The organism is Halomonas sp. C22 (assembly GCF_007655045.1).
GTDB lineage: Bacteria > Pseudomonadota > Gammaproteobacteria > Pseudomonadales > Halomonadaceae > Vreelandella > Vreelandella hamiltonii.
Map to the genome: position 1 here is coordinate 22,192 of NZ_VBVC01000003.1, position 19,778 is coordinate 41,969.

General features: G+C 61.3%; 13 protein-coding genes. 5 read left to right on the forward strand and 8 right to left on the reverse strand.

Annotated features, from left to right (window positions below; genetic code table 11):
* Window positions 1-264: 264 nt before the first annotated feature.
* Window positions 265-474 carry a ribosome modulation factor gene (rmf, locus tag FEU76_RS06790; RefSeq protein ID WP_039176196.1) on the forward strand — a complete coding sequence of 70 codons (210 nt, stop codon included), beginning with the start codon at window positions 265-267 and terminating at the stop codon, window positions 472-474.
* Window positions 475-579: 105 nt separating this feature from the next.
* On the opposite strand, the gene FEU76_RS06795 is transcribed toward rmf, so the two are convergent.
* The 5 genes from FEU76_RS06795 to FEU76_RS06815 form a co-directional block, all read right to left on the reverse strand.
* A complete protein-coding gene (locus FEU76_RS06795) occupies window positions 580-1,605 on the reverse strand; it encodes a quinone-dependent dihydroorotate dehydrogenase (protein WP_096922604.1) in 1,026 nt (341 codons plus the stop codon).
* A gap of 134 nt (window positions 1,606-1,739) precedes the next feature.
* Window positions 1,740-6,563: an NAD-glutamate dehydrogenase gene (locus tag FEU76_RS06800; protein WP_144981592.1), complete on the reverse strand. Its 4,824-nt coding sequence runs from the start codon at window positions 6,561-6,563 to the stop codon at window positions 1,740-1,742.
* Between the two features lie 187 nt (window positions 6,564-6,750).
* A complete protein-coding gene (gene trmA, locus FEU76_RS06805) occupies window positions 6,751-7,860 on the reverse strand; it encodes a tRNA (uridine(54)-C5)-methyltransferase TrmA (RefSeq protein WP_144981595.1) in 1,110 nt (369 codons plus the stop codon).
* A 49-nt stretch (window positions 7,861-7,909) separates the two neighbouring features.
* Window positions 7,910-8,707, reverse strand: a complete 798-nt coding sequence (gene murI, locus FEU76_RS06810; RefSeq protein ID WP_144981598.1) for a glutamate racemase — start codon at window positions 8,705-8,707, stop codon at window positions 7,910-7,912.
* Between the two features lie 145 nt (window positions 8,708-8,852).
* On the reverse strand, window positions 8,853-9,398 hold the full coding sequence (locus tag FEU76_RS06815) for a hemerythrin domain-containing protein (protein WP_039176212.1): 546 nt from the start codon (window positions 9,396-9,398) through the stop codon (window positions 8,853-8,855).
* Window positions 9,399-9,635: 237 nt separating this feature from the next.
* Here FEU76_RS06815 and FEU76_RS06820 point away from each other — a divergent pair, with 237 nt between their 5' ends.
* Window positions 9,636-10,970 carry a replication-associated recombination protein A gene (locus FEU76_RS06820; RefSeq protein WP_144981601.1) on the forward strand — a complete coding sequence of 445 codons (1,335 nt, stop codon included), beginning with the start codon at window positions 9,636-9,638 and terminating at the stop codon, window positions 10,968-10,970.
* Between the two features lie 62 nt (window positions 10,971-11,032).
* Here FEU76_RS06820 and lolA read toward each other — a convergent pair whose 3' ends face one another.
* Window positions 11,033-11,686: an outer membrane lipoprotein chaperone LolA gene (gene lolA / locus FEU76_RS06825; protein ID WP_016914486.1), complete on the reverse strand. Its 654-nt coding sequence runs from the start codon at window positions 11,684-11,686 to the stop codon at window positions 11,033-11,035.
* Between the two features lie 149 nt (window positions 11,687-11,835).
* Window positions 11,836-15,228: a DNA translocase FtsK gene (locus FEU76_RS06830; RefSeq protein ID WP_144981604.1), complete on the reverse strand. Its 3,393-nt coding sequence runs from the start codon at window positions 15,226-15,228 to the stop codon at window positions 11,836-11,838.
* 118 nt (window positions 15,229-15,346) lie between these two features.
* On the opposite strand from FEU76_RS06830, the gene aat reads away from it, so the two are divergent.
* The 3 genes from aat to infA all read left to right on the forward strand — a co-directional run bounded on the left by aat (window position 15,347) and on the right by infA (window position 17,217).
* Entirely contained in the window at window positions 15,347-16,096 is a 750-nt protein-coding gene (gene aat / locus FEU76_RS06835) for a leucyl/phenylalanyl-tRNA--protein transferase (RefSeq protein WP_081137501.1), read from the forward strand.
* 31 nt (window positions 16,097-16,127) lie between these two features.
* Window positions 16,128-16,862 (forward strand): arginyltransferase, encoded by a 735-nt coding sequence (locus FEU76_RS06840; protein WP_039176223.1) that lies wholly within the window; start codon window positions 16,128-16,130, stop codon window positions 16,860-16,862.
* 136 nt (window positions 16,863-16,998) lie between these two features.
* Window positions 16,999-17,217: a translation initiation factor IF-1 gene (infA, locus tag FEU76_RS06845; protein WP_007111068.1), complete on the forward strand. Its 219-nt coding sequence runs from the start codon at window positions 16,999-17,001 to the stop codon at window positions 17,215-17,217.
* A 198-nt stretch (window positions 17,218-17,415) separates the two neighbouring features.
* On the opposite strand, the gene clpA is transcribed toward infA, so the two are convergent.
* Window positions 17,416-19,692: an ATP-dependent Clp protease ATP-binding subunit ClpA gene (clpA, locus tag FEU76_RS06850; RefSeq protein WP_016914490.1), complete on the reverse strand. Its 2,277-nt coding sequence runs from the start codon at window positions 19,690-19,692 to the stop codon at window positions 17,416-17,418.
* Between the last annotated feature and the right edge of the window lie 86 nt (window positions 19,693-19,778).

Genomic DNA, 19,778 nt, shown 5'->3' on the forward strand with positions numbered 1-19,778 from the left:
TCATTACTGTGCACTTCCGCAAGGAGACTCCTGTAACGACCCACGGCTTGTCGAGTCGGCGGCTTTACCTGTTCAGCACGTGAGTGCTAGACACCAAGGTACTGGCGAAGACTCACTCTTGGACTTGAAGTCACCTCTCGAAGCAGAGTTGGCAGCAATGGTCGGCGTCGTGATGACGCTTGAAAGGAGCTCGGTAGACAATGAGCTGCCCGTTTGCTGGCCATTTGCTTCTTATCAAAGGTTTTCGTGAAAAGAGGTTAGCCAATGAAACGACAAAAACGTGATCGCTTCCAGCGGGCTTATGTTCACGGCTATAAAGCGGGTATTACGGGTCGCTCCCGTGATGATTGCCCCAGTCAAGATGTCAATTTACGCGAGTACTGGATGAGCGGTTGGCGTGAAGGTCGCGGAGACCAGTGGGATGGCATGGTCGGCGTTTCCGGCATCCATAAAAACCCCATGGTCATGACCTGATTTATTTACCTTTTACACGGACATTTGGAGTACGGAGCCCGCTAGCCAGCGGGCTTTTTATTGCCTACCCCCTTTATTGCCCACCTCTCCCCCGCGCTTGTCCTGTCAGTGGGCAGAAGCCTGCTCCTTGAGCGCCTCGGCACACTGTTTCACCAGCGTCGGCCCCTGATAAATCAAGCCTGAATAGAGCTGCACTAGGTCGGCACCTGCCTCGATTTTCGCTTGCGCTGCCGCCGCGCTGTCGATGCCGCCCACGCCGATGATCGGCAGGTCAGGCAGTTCGGCACGCAGCAGCCGGATGACCGTATTGGAAGCCTCGAACACCGGTCGGCCCGATAACCCACCGGCTTCCTGCGCCTGGGGGTCCTGCTGAACGGCCTCACGAGACACCGTGGTATTGGTGGCGATCACCCCATCCAACCTATTGAGAGAAATACTGCCCGCCACCAGCGCCACTTCCTCTGCGTTCATGTCGGGGGCAATCTTCACCAGCAGCGGCACCTTGCGACCCAGCGCGTCGTCCAGCGATTGGCTGCGGGCACGAATCGGCCCCAGCAGTGCATCCAACTGCTCGCCGAACTGCAGCGTGCGCAGCCCCGGCGTGTTGGGCGACGAGATATTGACCGCGATATAATCGGCCACCCCATGCACGGCGTCGAGACACAGCAGGTAGTCATCCAGCGCCTGCTCCACCGAGGTGGTCAAATTCTTGCCGATGTTGATGCCTACGATACCGCCATAGTGGCGCTTCTTGACCTGTGCCACCAGGTGCTCGACGCCTTTGTTGTTGAAGCCGAAGCGGTTGATGATGGCCCCGTGTTCGGCCAGGCGAAACAGACGCGGCCTGGGGTTTCCCGGCTGCGCTTTCGGCGTGACGGTGCCCACTTCCACGAACCCAAAGCCCAGCTCACCCAGGGCATCCAGGTGATCGGCATTCTTGTCCAGCCCGGCTGCCAGGCCGACGCGATTGGCAAAGCGCAGCCCCATCAGCTCGACCGGGTCGCTGATCGGCTCGCCATACAGCCGCTTCACGCCACCGACTCGGTGCAGCGTATCCAGCGCGCCAAGCGCCAGACCGTGGGACGTTTCCGCATCCAGGCGGAACATGAGCGAGCGGGCAAGGGTATACATCAGCGAGACACTCCTGGGCGATGGGCTGTTGGCGAGGCGGCCGCAGTATAACGCACTTGGCCCAGCGAGGCAGAATGAAAAGGCCGCGCCCTGGTGAACCAGGGCGCGGCCTTGAGTGGGCCTTTCGTCAGGCGTCAGGCTTCGCTGTCGCTCTCGGCCAGGTCCACCAGCTCACGGACGGCGACCGCAAACAGGGCAAAACCGCCTTCGCTGCCGCTACGGACCTCTTCGATCAAGCGGCACCAGCGACGGTGCAGCTCGGCGTGCTGCTCCAGCCACTGGGCCACGCGCTCCTGGGTGTCGCGGCTGCCCGCTTCCAGCTTCAATACGCTGGTGGTCAGCGCCAGCTGCTGGCGATCGATATCGTCACGGAAGGTTTCACGGGCCTGTGCCTGCCAGGCATCGCGCACTTCCAGCTGGGTGACCTGCTGGATCATCCACGGTAGCTCCAGACGGCTGCCAATCTCGTGGAAGACTTCCGCCACCCGCTGGGGCTTCTCGTTGGTCAAGCGAGCCGCCTGAATGATCCCCAGGCTGGCGTACAGGCGCGGTGCCGCAGCCACCGTAGCGGCCAGGGACTCCGGCACGCCGGCTTGCTGAAGTTCGTCGCAGCGTGCCTGCCACTCCTGCTGCTCTTCACCGCTGAGCAGCTCACCGATGCTCTCCTGCAGCTGGGCCAGACGCGGCCCGAAGTACTCGATGGTGTCCTGAGTCGACAGCCCCAGGTGCTGACGCAGGAACCAGCGGGTGGCACGACGCACCAGACGCATCAGGTCCAGCATCATGGAGTACTGCACCCGGCTGGAGACCTGGTTGTCCAGCGCTTCGATTTGCGCCCACAGGTCCGCCAGGTTGAAGGCATCGCGGGCGACCACGTAGGCCCGGGCAATATCGGCCCGGCCGGCGCCGGTGGAGTCCATCAAGCGGCGCACGAAGACGATGCCCATGTGGTCGACCAGATCGTTGGCGACCTGAGTGGCCACGATTTCACGCTTCAGGCGGTGCTCGTACATCTCGCCCTGGTAGCGCTCGGTGAGCACCGCCGGGAAGAGCCGCTCGAGATGGCGATGGATGTAGGGGTCGTCGGGCACCTCGGAATTGATCAAATCCCCCTTCAAGGTGCTCTTGGCGTAGGAGATCAGCACCGAGAGTTCCGGCAAACGCATGCCCTGGTCGCTGCTGGCACGCTCCTTGAGCACCTCGTCGGTGGGCAGGAACTCCAGCTCGCGGTCGATCTGACCAGCGGCTTCCAGTTCGCTGATGAAGCGGCGATACGGCCCCATGCCCTGATGGGAAAGAATTTCCGACAGGTCCAGCGCCTGGGTCTGGCGATAGTTGTCCAGAATGACCAGGTTGGCCACTTCGTCGGTCATGTCGGCCAGCAGCTGGTTGCGCTGCTTGTCGGTCATGTCGCCATGCTTGACCACTTCGTCGATCAATATCTTGATATTGACCTCATGGTCGGAGCAGTTGACGCCCCCGGCATTGTCGATGAAGTCGGTGTACACCCGCACGCCGTTGGCGGCTGCTTCCATCCGGCCACGCTGGGTGAGACCCAGGTTACCGCCTTCTCCCACGACTCGGCAGTTCAGCTCCTTGCCGTTGATACGCAGCGCATCGTTGGCCTTGTCGCCCACGTCGGCATCGGTTTCATCGGCGCTTTTCACGTAGGTGCCGATACCGCCGTTCCAGATCAGGTCGACCTGGGCCTTGAGCATGGCGCGAATCAGATCATTGGGCGACAGACGCGCCTCGGTGATTCCGAACACCTGCTGCATTTCCGGGCTGATGGCGATGGATTTGGCGCTGCGACTGAACACCCCGCCTCCTTGAGAGATCAGCTCGGCGCTGTAATCTTCCCAACTGGAGCGCGGCAGGTCGAACAGCCTTTGACGCTCGGCAAACGCCGCTACCGCATCAGGGTTGGGGTCGACGAAGATATGCAGGTGGTTGAACGCCCCCACCAGCTGGATCTTGTCCGACAGCAGCATGCCGTTGCCGAACACGTCCCCGGCCATGTCACCGATGCCTACCACGGTAAACAGGTCCTGCTGGGTGTTCACGCCCAGGTTGCGGAAGTGGCGCTTGACCGACTCCCAGGCGCCCCGTGCGGTGATCGCCATTTTCTTGTGGTCGTAGCCATTGGCGCCACCAGAGGCGAACGCATCCCCCAGCCAGTGGCCATACTCGACGGAAATGGCGTTGGCGATATCCGAGAACGTTGCGGTGCCCTTGTCGGCAGCCACCACCAGATAGGTGTCGTCGTCATCGTGGCGCACCACGTTCTTCGGCGGCACGACCTCTCCCCCGACCAGATTATCGGTGACGTCCAGCAGCGCCCGAATGAAGATCTGGTAGCAGGCAATGCCCTCTTTCTGCTGGGTTTCACGGTCGGCATTTTCAGGCATGCGTTTGCACACGAAGCCGCCCTTGGCGCCTACCGGCACGATGACCGCGTTCTTCACCTGCTGCGCCTTGACCAGCCCCAGCACTTCGGTGCGGAAATCTTCCAGGCGATCCGACCAGCGCAGGCCACCGCGCGCCACCTTGCCACCCCGCAGGTGCACGCCTTCGACACGTGGCGAGCAGACGAAAATTTCGTAGGCCGGACGCGGCTTGGGCATACCGGTCACTTTCGACGGTTCCAGTTTGTAGGCAATGTAATCCTTGAAGCGGCCCGCGTCGGTCTTCTGGTAATAGTTGGTGCGCAGCGTGGCCTGGATCAGCTCCATGAAACGGCGCAGCAGCTGGTCGTCATTGAGGCTGGCAACGCCTTCCAGGTGCTCGTTCAGACGCGCCAGACAGTCGTCGGTCTGGCCGGGCTGCTGTTGGGCCGGGTCGAAGCGCAGGCGGAACAGCTCTACCAGCGTCTGGGTGATCACCGGGTAGTTGGCCAACGTGGCGGCAATGTAATCCTGGGACATGCCAAAGCGAATCTGCTTCAGGTAACGCGCGTAGCCGCGCAGCATGGCCACTTCCCGCCAGTCCAGACCGGCCCCGACGATCAGGCGATTGAAGGCATCGTTATCGGCCTCGCCGGCCCAGATACGCTTGAACGCTTCGCTGAACGTGTCGCGCATGTCGCCCAGATTGGCGCCCTGACTATGCTCCAGCTCGAAGTCGTGTATCCAGTAGCGCTGCTGAGGCGCGTTGATGTCGTAGGGGCGCTCGCCGATCACCCGCAGGCCGAGATTCTCCATCATCGGCAGCACGTCCGAGAGCGGGATCTGCGATTCGCGATGGAACAGCTTCAGGTTCATGCCCCCTGCCTGCTCTTCCAGCGGACGATACAGGGAGAGCGAAAGCGTGTCGCCATTGTCCAGATTCAGCAGGTGCTGAATGTCGAACACCGCCGTGCGGGCGTTGAAGTCTTCGCGGTAGCTGGCCGAAAAGGCATCGTGGAAATTATCCAGCAGGTGGTTGGCGCGCTCTTCTCCAAACCCTTCGATCATGGCCGCGTGCAGGTCGTCACGCCAGCTGCGCGACAGCCGTGCCACTTTGCCCTCCAGACGCTTCAGGTCGTACTGGCTGGGCGTGTCGCCATTGAAGCGCAGGATCAGCTGAATACGCGCCAGCACCGATTCGGAGAGGTAAGTGTTGAAATCGCCAAAGTGCGCATCCAGCTCGTCGCACAGCATGTTCTGAATACGCTGGCGCAGGTCGGTCGAGAACACGTCGCGGGGCACGAAGACCAGGCAGGAGTAGAACTTGCCGCTGACATCGGCGCGGATGAACAGGCGTACCTGACGACGCTCACGGATGTTCAAGATGCCCAGTGAGGTAGTGGCCAGCTCGTCGGTGCCGATCTGGAACAGATCATCCCGCGGGTACACTTCCAGCACCTGCAGCAGCTGCTTGCCATTGTGGCCCTGAGGGTTGAACCCGGCGATGTCGGTCACGGCTTTCAGCTTGCGACGCAGTAGCGGAATGTTGCGCGGCGACTCGTTATAGACGGTCGCGGTGAACAGACCAAAGAAGCGACGCTCGCCGATCACGTTGCCATCATCATCGTAGCGGTCCACGGTGATGTAGTCGGGGTACGTAGGACGATGCACGCGAGAGTGATGGGCGCTCTTGGCAAACGAGAGCAGCTGCGGCACCAGCACGTAGTCATTGTGCTCATCCACCCCCTCTTCGGTGCGAATGCGCTCCCGGTAGCGGGGCTGGTCCAGGCGGAACACGCCCAACACGCTGTTGGGATCACGCTGCAGCTCGCTGCCTTCCAGCAAATACTCGTCATACCCCAGGAACGTGAAGTTGTCCTTCAGCAACCACTCGAGAAACGCAATCGCTTCTTCGTGGTCGTCGGGGTCGATCTGCGGCGGACAGTTCTTTTCCAGCTCCTGGATGGCGGAGGTGATCTGCCCGCACATGGCGTCGTAATCACCCACTGCCGTGCGCACGTCGCGCAGCACTTCGTGCAGGTTGCGCTCGATATTGGCCAGGGATTCAGGATCGGTATGACGATCCACCTCGATGACGATCAAGGATTCGCGGGCCTCGGGGGCATGCTCATCCTTGGGCGAGGTCAGTACCTTGAGCTGGTGCTGGCCATCGCGGGCAACCGCAAACACTGCGTTCTGAATGGCATGTACGGTCAATCCGCGCCGATTGAGCTCGATACGTACCGAGTCGACCAGAAACGGCATGTCTTCATGCAGCACGGCCACGAAGGTGTGGTTGGACTGCCAGCCGTGCTCTTCGAAATCGGGGTTGAAAATACGTACTTTAGGGTGTTGACGGTCATGATGCTGGAGAAACTGCCAGATCGAGAGCGTGGCCCCATAGAGGTCGTCAAGACGACGGTCGATCAGGTCCTCGACCGGCACCGTCGCGTAGAAATGGCGCGCGAAGGCTTCGACATCCGCCGCTCGCGCAGGCTCCAGTCGCGCTTCCAGGCGCTCTTGTAGCTGCTTCAAAAGATCCCGCCGACTCTCTTCAATCGCAACGTAATGCATCCATCACCTCGACTGCCTGGGGCCACAACCTGGGCCAAAAAAACGAAGGACAATAGGCCTTTAGGCCACGCTACCAGATAGCTTACGCTACCCTCGTCCAGCACCCTAACCATCTGGCATGTTATTCATGGTGTATGCCGCTTGTGCATCATAAGCACTATTGACAAGCGGCCCATGACACTTGCGTTCAAGCGCTACGCCGTGTCAACAGCACCCCGCACTCACAGTGATGGGTAAACGGAAACTGGTCGAACAAGGCAAAACGCTCGATCTGATGGGTTTTGGTGAGCTGCGCCAAATTGTCGGCAAGCGTGACCGGGTTGCATGAAATATAGACGATTTGCGCGTACTCGCTGAGCTGTTCGCAGCTCTGCTCGTCCAACCCGGCTCTGGGCGGGTCGACCAGCACGGTGGAGAAACGGTAATCGTCCAGCCCCATCTCCGCCACTCGCCGTCCGACTTTTTCGCCTTTCAGCGCCAGCGCAAACTCCTCTGCCGACATGCGCGCCACGTGCGCGTTGTTGATCCCGTTGGCTTCCAGGTTGACATTGGCGCTGGCCACCGAGGTGCGCGAGATTTCCGTGGCCAGCACGCGTCGGAAATTCTCCGCCAGCGCAATGGTGAAGTTGCCGTTTCCGCAATAAAGCTCGACCAGGTCTTCCTGATGATGCCCGGCCGTCACTTCACGGGCCCAGCTCAACATCGTTTGGCAGATATGCGCATTGGGCTGGGTAAAACTGTTTTCGACCTGCTGATAGTGCAGCGTACGACCATCCACCTCCAGGCGCTCCCAGACGTGGTCACGGCTGAGCACCAGGCGCTGTTTGCGCGAACGGCCAATGATCATGATGCCCAGCTCGGTTTCCAGGGCGCGCGCCTGCTCTTCCCAGGCGTCGTCCAGCGGACGATGGTAAATCAGTGTGACCAGCGCTTCTCCCGACAGCGTGGTCAGAAACTCCACCTGAAACAGCCGACGGCGCAGCACATCGCTGGCCAGAAAGGCATCCCGCAACTGCGGCATCAGCTCGTTGATGCGTTCGCTGGCCACGGCAAACTGGTCCAGACGAATGACTCGCTTCTGTTTGGGGTTGTCAGGATCGACCTCGAACATGGCATAGAACAGATCATCGTCTTCATGCCAGATACGAAACTCGCAGCGCTGCCGGTAATGGCTGGCGGGCGAGGGATACACTTCGAGCCCAGGCGGCGCAAAGTCCGCGAACATCTGTTCCACGTAGGCTTGTTTGTCAGCCAGCTGTTCGGCGTAGCGTGCCGGATCGACGGAGGGGATGGCCAAGGTGGCTCCTATTGACTGGAAAATTGAACTTAGCGGCAGCGGTTCGCCGTTAATCAGCGTCGGGCAGCGCGAGCAGCTGGGGGGCACTGAAACCGTACCGCGCCATGCCATCGGCCAGGGCAACGGCGGGCGCCGTGGTAAAGCAGCGGCCATCCGGCACGCTGCTGATCAGCGTGGCGGCTACCTGTCCAACGCGCCGCGCGATGGCGTCCCCGGAGTCCACCCAGGCCAGCGGCACGGGGGAGAGCGACACCAGCAGCGGCTGCAGCAACGGAAAGTGCGTACACCCCAATACCACGGTATCGAGGGCAGGGGTCGCCTGGGTCGCCTCCCAAAGCGGGGCCAGCGCCTGCTGAATGCGGGCGGCGTTCAGCGGCTTGCCCGCCAACCAGGCTTCGGCTTCCACCACCAACGGGTCTGCCGCCAGCCGCGTGACGCGGCAATCGCTGGCGAAGCTTTCGATCAATCCTTGGGTGTAAGGGCGGTTGACCGTGGCCGAGGTGGCCAGCAGGCCAATATGGCGCGTCGTGCTGACCTGCGCGGCGGGTTTGATGGCGGGCACCGTACCAATCACCGGCACCGACAGCGCCTGACGCAGCGCTTCCAGCGCCAGCGTGCTGGCCGTGTTACACGCCACCACCAGCACGCTGGCCTGGCAGGCGGCCACGGCGGCCTGGCAAACGGTCACGATGCGTTTGGCCAGCACGACGTCATCGCGCAGACCGTAAGGAAGCCAGGCATTATCGCAGGCGTAACACAGCGAGGCATGGGGATAGTGCTGACGCAGCGACTGAGCCACGGACAGCCCGCCCACACCAGAGTCGAATACCAGTACGGGGCCTGGCATCAGCGGTTATCCGGCCGATCAATCGATATTGGGGATACGTTGCCCACCCTGCGCTACCCTCTTTGCATGAACGTTTGCATAGATAATCAAAACGGGGCGCTAGTTTAACACGCCCCGTCCAGCGCTGAAGGGGGCAACGCAGGAATTACAGCGAGGGCACCTCGGCACCGCGCAACTCGGCGTAAAGGTCAGGGTAGGCCAATTGGAGACGTTCCAGCTCCTGCTCCGCGCCATCCGGCAGTGCCTGGCGCAGCTCTTCCAGCTCGTCGGAGGTGAAGTGCTGGTCGATCAGCGGGAACAGCCCTTCCCGCTCGTGGCGCAGATAGGCGCGGTGCGCTTCCAGATACGCCTTCAGGTCGTCTGCGAAACGGTCCATGGGTAGAATGTTGTCCATGAGGATCATGTCGATATCATGGGACAGGCGCATCAACCGAGGCTTGAGCTCACGGTAGTCATCGGCCATTTGGGTCATCAGCGGCTGATGCTCCGGCGCTTGAACCTGTAGCCGCTCGACACAGATCCGCTCTAGAGGTGCGGCAAAACCATCCATGTAAGACAAGATGTAGTCGACTACTTCACGCATCAGTTGAAAATCCGGGCGCTCTCCGTCAGCCAGCGTTTTATGCCTGAGCTGAAGCACATGCAGCATGCGCGCCATATTGGCATGATCCAGACGCAGTTGGTTTAACATCGTGCCGTCTCCTTTGATAAGTGTCATACCTCATGCCTCCCCTACAGAAGCCAAGGTACGCGACCATGAGCAGGGTTCTACTACACTAGCGTTAATCCTTGTCTTGCGCCTGGGGATTTGACCAACCAACGCCGAACGTCCCAGTCACGCCAAAAGGTAGCCTGACGCAGCGCTATTTACCACAGACACTTGTTAAGCGTTGAATGTTCAACGTAACGATTTACAACGGAAGTTGCCATGGATCTTTTTGATACTCAATCCACCGAAGAGGCACCGCTTGCTTACCGCATGCGCCCCCTGACGCTGGACGAATACGTTGGCCAGCAGGCATTGGTGGGGCCAGGCAAGCCGCTGCGCCGCATGGCCGAATCGGGTGTCGTTCGCTCGATGATTCTCTGGGGGCCACCCGGCGTGGGCAAGACCACCCTAGCCGAACTGCTGGCCCGCGCCTCCGACACGCACCTGGAGCATTTGAGTGCCGTGATGGCCGGGGTCAAGGAGATTCGGCTGGTGGTCGACGGCGCCCGCCAGCGGCAAACACCCACGTTGCTGTTTCTGGACGAAATTCATCGGCTCAACAAGAGCCAGCAGGACGCGCTGCTGCCCCACGTGGAGTCAGGGCTGCTGACCCTGATCGGCGCAACCACGGAAAACCCCTCCTTCGAGGTGAATTCGGCGCTGCTTTCCCGTGCTCGGGTCTACGTGCTCAAATCGCTCTCTCAGCAAGAGCTGATGCAGGTGATGCAGCAGGCTCTCGACAGCGACAGCCGAGGGCTCGGCAAACGGCGCATTCAGGTGGAATCGGGGGTGCTGGAAGCGCTGGCCCACGCCAGCGCTGGCGATGCCCGGCGGGCTCTGGGGCTACTGGAGACGGCCTGCGACTTCACCGACACCGTCGAAGGCCATGAAGTGCTGCATAAAGCGGTACTGGCCGACGTGGTGGGCCATCAGGCCAGCGCCTTCGACAAACAGGGGGATGCCTACTACGACCTGCTCTCGGCCATTCACAAGTCGGTTCGCTCATCGCGCCCGGACGCTGCCCTGCTGTACATGGCGCGCTTTCTTCAGGGAGGCGGTGACCCGCTGGATATCGTGCGCCGTTTGACGGCCATTGCCTCGGAAGATGTGGGCAATGCCGACCCACGGGCACTGCCACTGGTGATCGCCGCCTGGGATGCCTACCTGCGGCTGGGTGATTACGAAGGCCAGCGCGCCATTGCCCATGCCGCCATTCACCTGGCGGTGGCCCCCAAGAGCAACCGGATCGACCAGGCCTGGAAAAGTGCTCGACAGTTCGTGGCACAGCAGCCTCAGCTGAACGTCCCCAGCTACCTGCGTAACGCCCCGACCAAGCTCATGGAGCAATTGGGCCATGGGCAAGGCTACCGTTACGCCCATAATGAGCCCCACGGCTACCCGGCCGGTAGCGCACACGACTGCTGGCCAGACGAGATACCGGCCGCCCGCTTTTACGAACCCAGTGAGCTGGGTCAGGAGAAGCGCTTTGCCGAGATCATGGCGTGGCGAGCACAGCAGGACCAACAAGCAGATCAGGCACCCGAAGGTGCCTGATCAAGATACGCTCAGCGAGATACGCTGAGCGGAAAGAGCGTTTTAAACAGCAAGCACGCTGCCTACCACTCTTCACGGATGACGTCGGTGCCGTCCGGGATGTCGAAGTCGAACAGGCTGCGGTCGATGCTGCCATTGCGGGTGATATCGCTGAAGGTGATCGAAGTACGCTGCCCGGTGCTGTCCATCATCCACAGCTCGGTCAGGGTTTGCTGGTCGAACACCATGCTGAGCTCTTCGAACAGCGTATCGGCAGAGGTGGGAATCAGCGTAAAGACGTCATCGCCATCCTGCTGCTCGTAGAACACGTCGTAGCTGGCCGTCAGCTCGGTGGCACTTCCGGAAAGCAGTAGCGCCGGCGTGTGCGTGACACGGTCATCCATGGCCTGAACGGTGACCTGCTCCAGGTCCGGGTCGTACAGGTAAACGTCTTCCCCATCGGACACGACGGTTTGCGAATAGGGAGCGTCGACTTCCCAGCGCAGCAAGCCAGGACGTGACAGCCACATCTCGCCATGAGCACTTTGCAGGCGCTGGCCGCTGCCATCGAGAATCCGCTGCTCGAAGCTGGCATGGTAGTTCTCGAGAGGGTCGAGACGCTCGGTGAGACGCTCGGCCGCTTCGTTGGCCCAGGCCATGGGTGCGGCAAAGGTAAGCCCCAGTGCGCTAGCAGCCAATGCCAATGCAGGCGAGCGACGTTGAGTAGGTTCGCGCATAGTGATTCTCCCTAGGCAGTCATTGCCAAAAGCGGATGAGGCACGGAGCAAGCGCTGCTCCTGATGCCATTCAGACGCGAAAGACGCCGCAGGGTTGCACCTGCGGCGCGACTTTCACGCTTGTTGCATGATTGACGAATATCGATGGCTCAATGGCCCACCGGCGGCGGTGCCAGCACCTCGCGGGAGCCGTTGCCCCCCATGGAGGAAACCACGCCTGCCCCTTCCATGGCTTCCACCAGGCGTGCCGCGCGGTTGTAGCCAATCTTGAAACGGCGCTGAACCGCCGAGATGGACGCCTTGCGCGTTTCCGTGACGAACTGGACCGCCTCATCGTACAGTGCATCCTGCTCGGCATCGTCACCCTCCACGCCTTCGGCTTCGAGGCCCGTCAGCGCATCGGCTGAAACACCGCCCGAGAGAATCTCGTCGATGTACTCCGGCTCACCGCGACGCTTCCAGTCATCGACGACCCGGTGCACTTCATCGTCATCCACGAACGCGCCATGGACCCGGTTGGGCGGGCCCGACCCGGCAGGCAGGTAGAGCATGTCGCCATGCCCCAGCAGGCTCTCTGCACCGCCCTGGTCGAGAATGGTGCGCGAGTCGATCCGTGACGATACCTGGAACGCCATCCGCGAGGGAATATTGGCCTTGATCAAGCCCGTCACTACATCCACCGAGGGGCGCTGGGTGGCCAGAATCAGGTGGATACCGGCCGCCCGTGCTTTCTGGGCCAGCCGGGCAATCAGCTCCTCCACCTTCTTGCCCACGATCATGAACATGTCGGCGAATTCGTCGATGACCACCACGATATAGGGCAGTTTTTCCAGTATCGGGGGCGTCTGGTGCATCTCCCAGGGCTCTGGCTCCCACAGGGGGTCCGCCACCTGGGCACCGGCGCGGGCGGCCTCCTCCAGCCGACCATTGAAGCCCGCAATGTTGCGCACCCCCATGGCAGCCATCAGCTTGTAACGACGCTCCATTTCCGCCACGCACCAGCGCAGGCTGTTGGCGGCCTCTTTCATGTCCGTCACCACGGGGGCCAGCAGATGCGGTATGCCATCGTATACCGACAGCTCCAGCATCTTGGGGTCGACCATGATCAGCTTCAGCTCGTCAGGCTTGGCCTTCAGCAGCATCGAGATCAGCATTGCATTGACCCCGACCGACTTACCCGACCCCGTGGTACCGGCCACCAGCAGATGCGGCATCTTGCCCAGATTGGCGACCACGGGCCCGCCACCGATGTCCTGGCCAAGGGCCATGGTCAGCGGTGAGCTCTCCTGCTGGTAGCGGTCGGAGTCGATCACTTCGCGCAATCGAATCATGGCCCGATGAGGGTTGGGTATTTCGATACCGACCGTAGGACGACCCGGGATGACCTCGACCACGCGCACGCTTTTCACCATCAGCGAGCGTGCCAGATCCTTGGCCAGGTTACTGATCTTGGAGACCTTCACCCCAGCGGCGGGTTTGATTTCGAAACGCGTGATGACAGGCCCAGGCCAAGTGTCCACCACTTCTGCCTTGACCCCGTATTCACGCAGCCGGACTTCCAGCAGCTCGGCCATGTCCGCCAACTGCTCGTCGGTGTAGTTGGGCTGATGGGGCTCGGGCGGGGTCAGCAGTTGCAGGCTGGGCACCTCCCCCTCGGGCTCATCTTGGGTCTCGAAACTGGGTCGCTGACTCTGCAGATGTTCGACGGTCCACAGCGTAGGGCCATTATCAGGCTCTGCATCCGGCGGCGTATCTGCCGCCAGGGTTGGCTCATGGCGTGGCCCTGTGGCTATCGGCGCCGGGCTGACGGGCAGCTCTTCGTCATCCTCGTCCCATACCGGCTCGGGCACGACTTCGGGCACCCGCTCGCGGCGTGGCTCCGCCGCCAGGGGCACCGGGGCCGATTCAACCGATGTCGAAGCAGCCACCTGTTCGGGAACGACGGCCAGAGGCGCTTCTTGACGTGTCTCATCGTCCGGGTCGCGGGCGCTCAGCGACGTGGGCGCGGCCATCGCGGCATCGTCTTCTCGGGAAGCTCTCAGCGGCGACCCTTCAGAAACGGGTTCATCGACCACTGGTTTATCGATCACCGGCTCGTCAACCTCTGAGCCGGGTGCTGCCGGTTGCGCCTGTGGCGGCTCGGGCACTCGTTCTGCCTTGAGAGCGGGCTCCTGGGCAGGCTCCGGCTCGGCAGTCGGCGTCACCTGGGGCTGTGCAGCCCAAATACGCGGTTCCGCCAAGGGCGCTGAGGTGTCGGTTTCTTCCGGCTCTGCCAGAGTAAAGCTCGGCTCTCGCGGCACCTTGGCGGGCTCGACAAAGGGCGTTGACTGCTGAGCGGACGCTGTCGGCTGCGGCGCGGCAGACGGCTTCTCCGTGGCGGAAAACGACATCACTGGTTCACGAGGCGGCTCGACCGGCTCCTTGGCAGGCACTGCGGCCTCGGGAGCGGCCTCTTCCTGCACGGGCGCAACAGGCGCCTGTGCAGCAGGCTCGGGGCTCGGTGCCGATGAGGCGCTCGACGGTGCAGCATGGCGCTCGCTCAACACGGCCGCTGCTTCCCAGGGAATGGAGGTATCGCTATCGGGAGCCGTTGCCGTAAAACTGGGTTCGCGGCGCTCACGACGCGACGCAGGTGAGCGCTCGCTTACCTCGTCATCGCCACGGCGGGCTGAAATGGGTGTACTGCTTCCCTGAGGTTCGGGCGTGGCATAGAAGGCATCGTCCGGGGCGGGCTCTGGGTCGGTACTGGTATCGCTGGGCTCGACCCAGGAGCGCTTTTTCACCTTGCTGGCCGCCGCTTTTCCCGCCGCGCGAACGGCTGCACGTTCGGCACGCTTTTCGCGGCTTTTGGCACGACGCGCACTGAACCAGCCGCCCACTCGGCAGAGCCTGCGCCCTACCTCATCGGCCACTTGCAGCCAGGAAGTACCGCTGAACAGCGGAAAACCAATCAGAATCAACGCCGCAGCAATCAAGCCCACCCCACCGCTGCCCACCAGCGGCTTCAGCGTCCCCACCAACCCTTCTCCCAGAATTCCTCCAGAAGCGTAAGGCAAAATACTGTTGGGATGATAAAAATGCAGTGCACCCAGCGTGGTGGTGCCAAACATCAGCAGCACGAGGCCACCCGCCCGCACGGCAATGGCCACCGGGTCCAGCTCGAAACGCACCTGGCGTGAGCGCATCAACCACCAGGCCGAATAGCCAAACATGGCAGGCCACCATAGAGCGCTGGCCCCCAACAGTGAATAGAGCATGTCGGCCAGCCAGGCGCCGACCGGGCCCATCCAGTTACGTACCTGCGTCTCAGGCCCCTGGTAAGACCAGCCCGGATCTGCCGGGTGATAGCTAAACAGTGATAACAGCAAGAAGACGCAGACGGCCAACATCACCACCACGACGCCTTCACGGGCCGAGCCCTGCAGGCGCAGGCCGAACCGGCGCGCCTTGTCCTTTGCCGCCGTGACACGCGTCGATGAACGAGATGGTGACTGGCGCGCGTTACGCTGCGTTCGCTTGTCTACCGTCTTATTTACTTTCAAGCGATTCTCCCTTTACACCACACTGGTGTCTTTAATCCACTTGCGAGTTGGCATCATACCGAGCATCCTTCCGCCGTCACAGCGCTTCTAATCAAGCTACATGTCACAGGAGCAAGCGATGCTACCCTGGCTCTCTTCGCCAACCCCTTTTTTCCCGTCGACCGAGCAGGCATTGGCGTCGCCCAACGGCCTGCTGGCTGCCGGTGGAGAGCTTACCCCAGCGTGGCTGGTCGAGGCTTACCGAAAGGGTATTTTTCCCTGGTACAGCGATGACGACCCCATTTTGTGGTGGAGCCCGGACCCACGCATGGTGTTATTGCCTGCACAGTTTAAGCTACGTCGCAGCTTAGCTAAACGCCTGCGCCATGGTGGCTTCAGTGTGACCCTGGATCAACACTTTTTAGCCGTGCTGGATGCCTGCGCGGCGCCGCGCCGGGGCGAACCCGGCACCTGGATCACCGCCGAGATGCGCCACGCGTATCACACCCTACATACTCTGGGCATCGCCCATAGCATCGAAGTGCATCAGGCGGGGAATTTGGTGGGTGGCCTGTATGGCCTGGCCATGGGGCCGGTGTTCTTCGGCGAATCCATGTTCTCGCGCGTACCCGATGGCTCCAAGATCGCTCTCGCCCACCTGGCATATGCCATGCAGTCCCATGGCGGCCAGTTGATCGATTGCCAGATGCACACCCCCCACTTGGCCAGCCTGGGCGCAACAACTGTCGCTCGCCGCACGTTCATCAACTATCTTGAACAGTGGTTACCGGAAAAAACATTCTGCTTACCCTCAACCCCTGATCAGACGCCTGTCGTGCCCGCCTCGCTCTGGCTTGATGCGCTGCCGAATGCCATCGAGGCGAGATGATGGCGTCACTATCCACTCAAGGAGGCAAGCCGTGAGTAGTAACGCTCCTCGCCGCCCCGTGCGGGATCTGCGCTTCTTCCTGACCGTTCCTCATGCCTGCAGCTACCTTCCCGACAAGGAAGCGACCACGCTATTTCTCGACCCGCAAGAGTCGCCTGTCCCCGGGGTATACGACTCGCTATCCCTGCTCGGGTTTCGTCGCAGCGGGCGACACTTGTACCGCCCACACTGCGAAGGCTGCAATGCATGTCGTTCGGTGCGCATTCCCGTCAACGGCTTCAAGCCCAACCGCACCCAGCGCAAGGTTTGGCAACGTAATACGGATATCACGGTGCGCGTCATGCCTGCCCACTTCGACCCCGGCCACTACGCGCTGTACGCCGATTATATTCGGCTACGCCATGCCGACGGCGACATGTACCCGCCCAGTCGTGACCAGTACCGTACTTTCCTGACGCTGCAGGAGCCCTACGCCCATCTGATGGAGCTGCGCCTCGAGGATGAGCTGGTGGCCGTGGCCGCGTTCGATCAGCTGGAGCACGGCTTGTCGGCCATTTACACGTTTTTCAAAGTGGATGACGCGTTGGAGAAACGCTCGCTGGGTACCTACGCCATCCTGCAGCTCATCGCGCTTTGTGAAAGCAGACAGTTGCCGCACCTTTACCTGGGCTACTGGATCGAGGAGTGCCGCAAAATGCGCTACAAGCAGGCATTCTCACCCATCGAGGTGCTGGACGGGCGTCATTGGCGGCCTTTGATTCGCTAAACAGGCCAGCTTTTTTGCCTTGACGCCAGGCTTACGGCACAATATAGCGCTGTTCCTGAGCGCCTCGGCGTTTGCCGATGCGCGATGAGTGAATTTCTGACCAACCACGACGTAAAAAAGTGAGGATCTGCCTAATATGGCACGCGAAGATCATATTGAAATGGAAGGCGTTATTGTCGATACCCTTCCCAACACCATGTTCCGTGTAGAGCTGGAAAACGGCCATGTGGTCACTGCCCACATCTCTGGCAAGATGCGTAAAAACTACATCCGCATCCTGACCGGCGACAAGGTCAAGGTCGAACTGACGCCCTACGACCTCTCCAAAGGCCGTATCGTTTATCGCTCGCGCTAATCGCCTGCAGGCAACGCAGTTTCTTGCCTGCGCTTTACCCCCCTGCCTTTCTCTGCAGGCTGTACCGCACTTGCCGTACTGCCACGGTAGCGCCGTATAGTGCCGTACTGCATCGCGCTTTACCGTAATGCGCCGCTCGCTAAAAACGACAACGCCCCGTCGAAGACAGGGCGCTGCGTGTCGTAGGAACCGCGCCCGTCAGGGCGCGTCCGCCATCTCCGTCTCGGTGGAGAGATGCAGTTCCCCCTCCTCCAGACTGACATGTACGATGCCTCCCTGCTCGGCCAACTCGCCAAACAGGATCATCTCGGCCAACGGCTTCTTGAGCTTCTCCTGAATCAAGCGAGCCATAGGGCGCGCGCCCATGTCCGGGTCATAGCCCTTCTCTGCCAGCCAGTCGCGGGCGATATCGTCCACGTCCAGCTGCACACGTTTCTCGTCCAACTGCGCCTGTAGCTCGATCAGGAACTTGTCGACGACGTTGCGTACCACCGAGGTCGGCAAAGCATGGAACTGAATGATGCCGTCCAGGCGGTTGCGGAACTCGGGTGAGAAAGTACGGCGGATGACCTCCATGGCATCGGTGGAGTGATCCTGACTCTGGAAGCCAATGGAGCGCCGTGACGCCTGCTCGGCCCCTGCGTTGGACGTCATGATCAGGATGACATGGCGGAAATCGGCTTCGCGCCCGTTGTTGTCGGTGAGGCGACCGTGATCCATGACCTGCAGCAGCAGGTTGAAGACTTCAGGGTGCGCCTTTTCGATCTCATCGAGCAGCAGCACGCAGTGCGGCTGTTTGGTGACGGCCTCGGTCAACAAGCCACCCTGGTCATATCCCACGTAGCCGGGAGGTGCGCCAATCAGACGCGACACCGTATGACGCTCCATGTACTCGGACATGTCGAAGCGTACCAGCTCGATCCCCATGATGTGCGCCAGCTGCTTGGCCACTTCCGTCTTGCCCACGCCGGTCGGGCCAGCGAACAGGAAGCTGCCCACCGGTTTGTCAGGAGATTTCAGTCCGGCGCGCGACAGCTTGATGGCGGCCGACAGCGTATCGATGGCTTCGTCCTGGCCGAATACCAGCATTTTCAGGTCGCGATCCAACTTCTCGAGCAGTTTACGATCCGAACTCGACACGCTCTTGGGCGGTATGCGGGCAATCGACGCCACCACGGCTTCGACCTGCTCCACATCGATGGTTTTGGCACGCACTTCCGGCGGCAGCATGCGCTGGTGTGCACCAGCCTCGTCGATGACATCGATGGCCTTGTCGGGCAAATGACGATCATTGATGTAGCGATCCGCCAGACGAGCGGCACTCTCCAGCGCACCGTCGGTGTACTTCAGCTCGTGGTGCTCTTCGAAGCGCGAACGCAGCCCCTTGAGAATCTTGATGGTATCTTCCACCGAGGGCGCCAGCACATCGACCTTCTGGAAGCGACGCGCCAGGGCACGGTCTTTTTCGAAGATGCCGCGGAACTCCTGGAAGGTGGTCGAACCGATGCAGCGCAGTTCGCCCGACGAGAGCAGCGGCTTCAACAGGTTGGAGGCATCCATGACGCCACCGGACGCTGCCCCTGCACCAATGACCGTGTGAATCTCATCGATGAACAGAATGGCATTGGGCTGCTTGCGAAGCTCGCCCAGCAGGCTCTTCAAGCGTTTTTCGAAGTCGCCGCGGTATTTGGTGCCGGCCAGCAGCGCGCCCATGTCGAGGGAGTAGACGACGGCATCGGCGATCACGTCCGGTACGTCTTCTTCGACGATACGCTTGGCCAGCCCTTCGGCAATGGCCGTCTTGCCCACGCCCGCCTCACCCACCAGCAGCGGGTTGTTCTTGCGGCGCCGGGCCAGAATCTGCACGACGCGCTCGAGCTCGTGGTCACGACCGATCAGCGGGTCGATCTTGCCCTGACGCGCGTGCTCGTTGAGGTTCGTGGCATACCCGGTCAGCGGATGCGCAGCCCCTTCGGTGCCGCCCTCCTCGGCGTCTTCGTTCTCCTGAGAGGAGGGCGAAGGCGCAGGACCGTGGCCCGACACTTTGGAAATGCCGTGGGCGATGTAGTTGACGGCATCCACTCGAGCAACGCTCTGCTGCTTGAGGAAGTAGACCGCCTGGCTCTCCTGCTCGGAGAAGATCGCCACCAGCACGTTGGCGCCGCTCACTTCGCTCTTGCCCGAGGATTGGACGTGGAATACGGCACGCTGCAGCACACGCTGGAAGCCTAGCGTAGGCTGCGTTTCGCGGTCGCCCTGCCCTTCCGGGATCAGCGGCGTGGTCGAGTTGATAAAATCCTGCAGATCGGACCGCAGCTTGTCGAGGTTTGCCCCGCACGCCTTCAGTACATCGACCGCCGAGGCATTGTCCAGCAGTGCCAGGAGCAGATGTTCGACGGTCATGAATTCGTGGCGCTTCGAGCGAGCCACGGTGAAGGCCGTGTTCAGGGTCAGTTCAAGTTCTTTGCTCAGCATGGCAGTCCCCTTTTCGCTACTACCTAGGGCATGTTGCCACCTAGGGCTTGCGTCGGATCAGTTTAATCGACCGGCACTTTCAACAT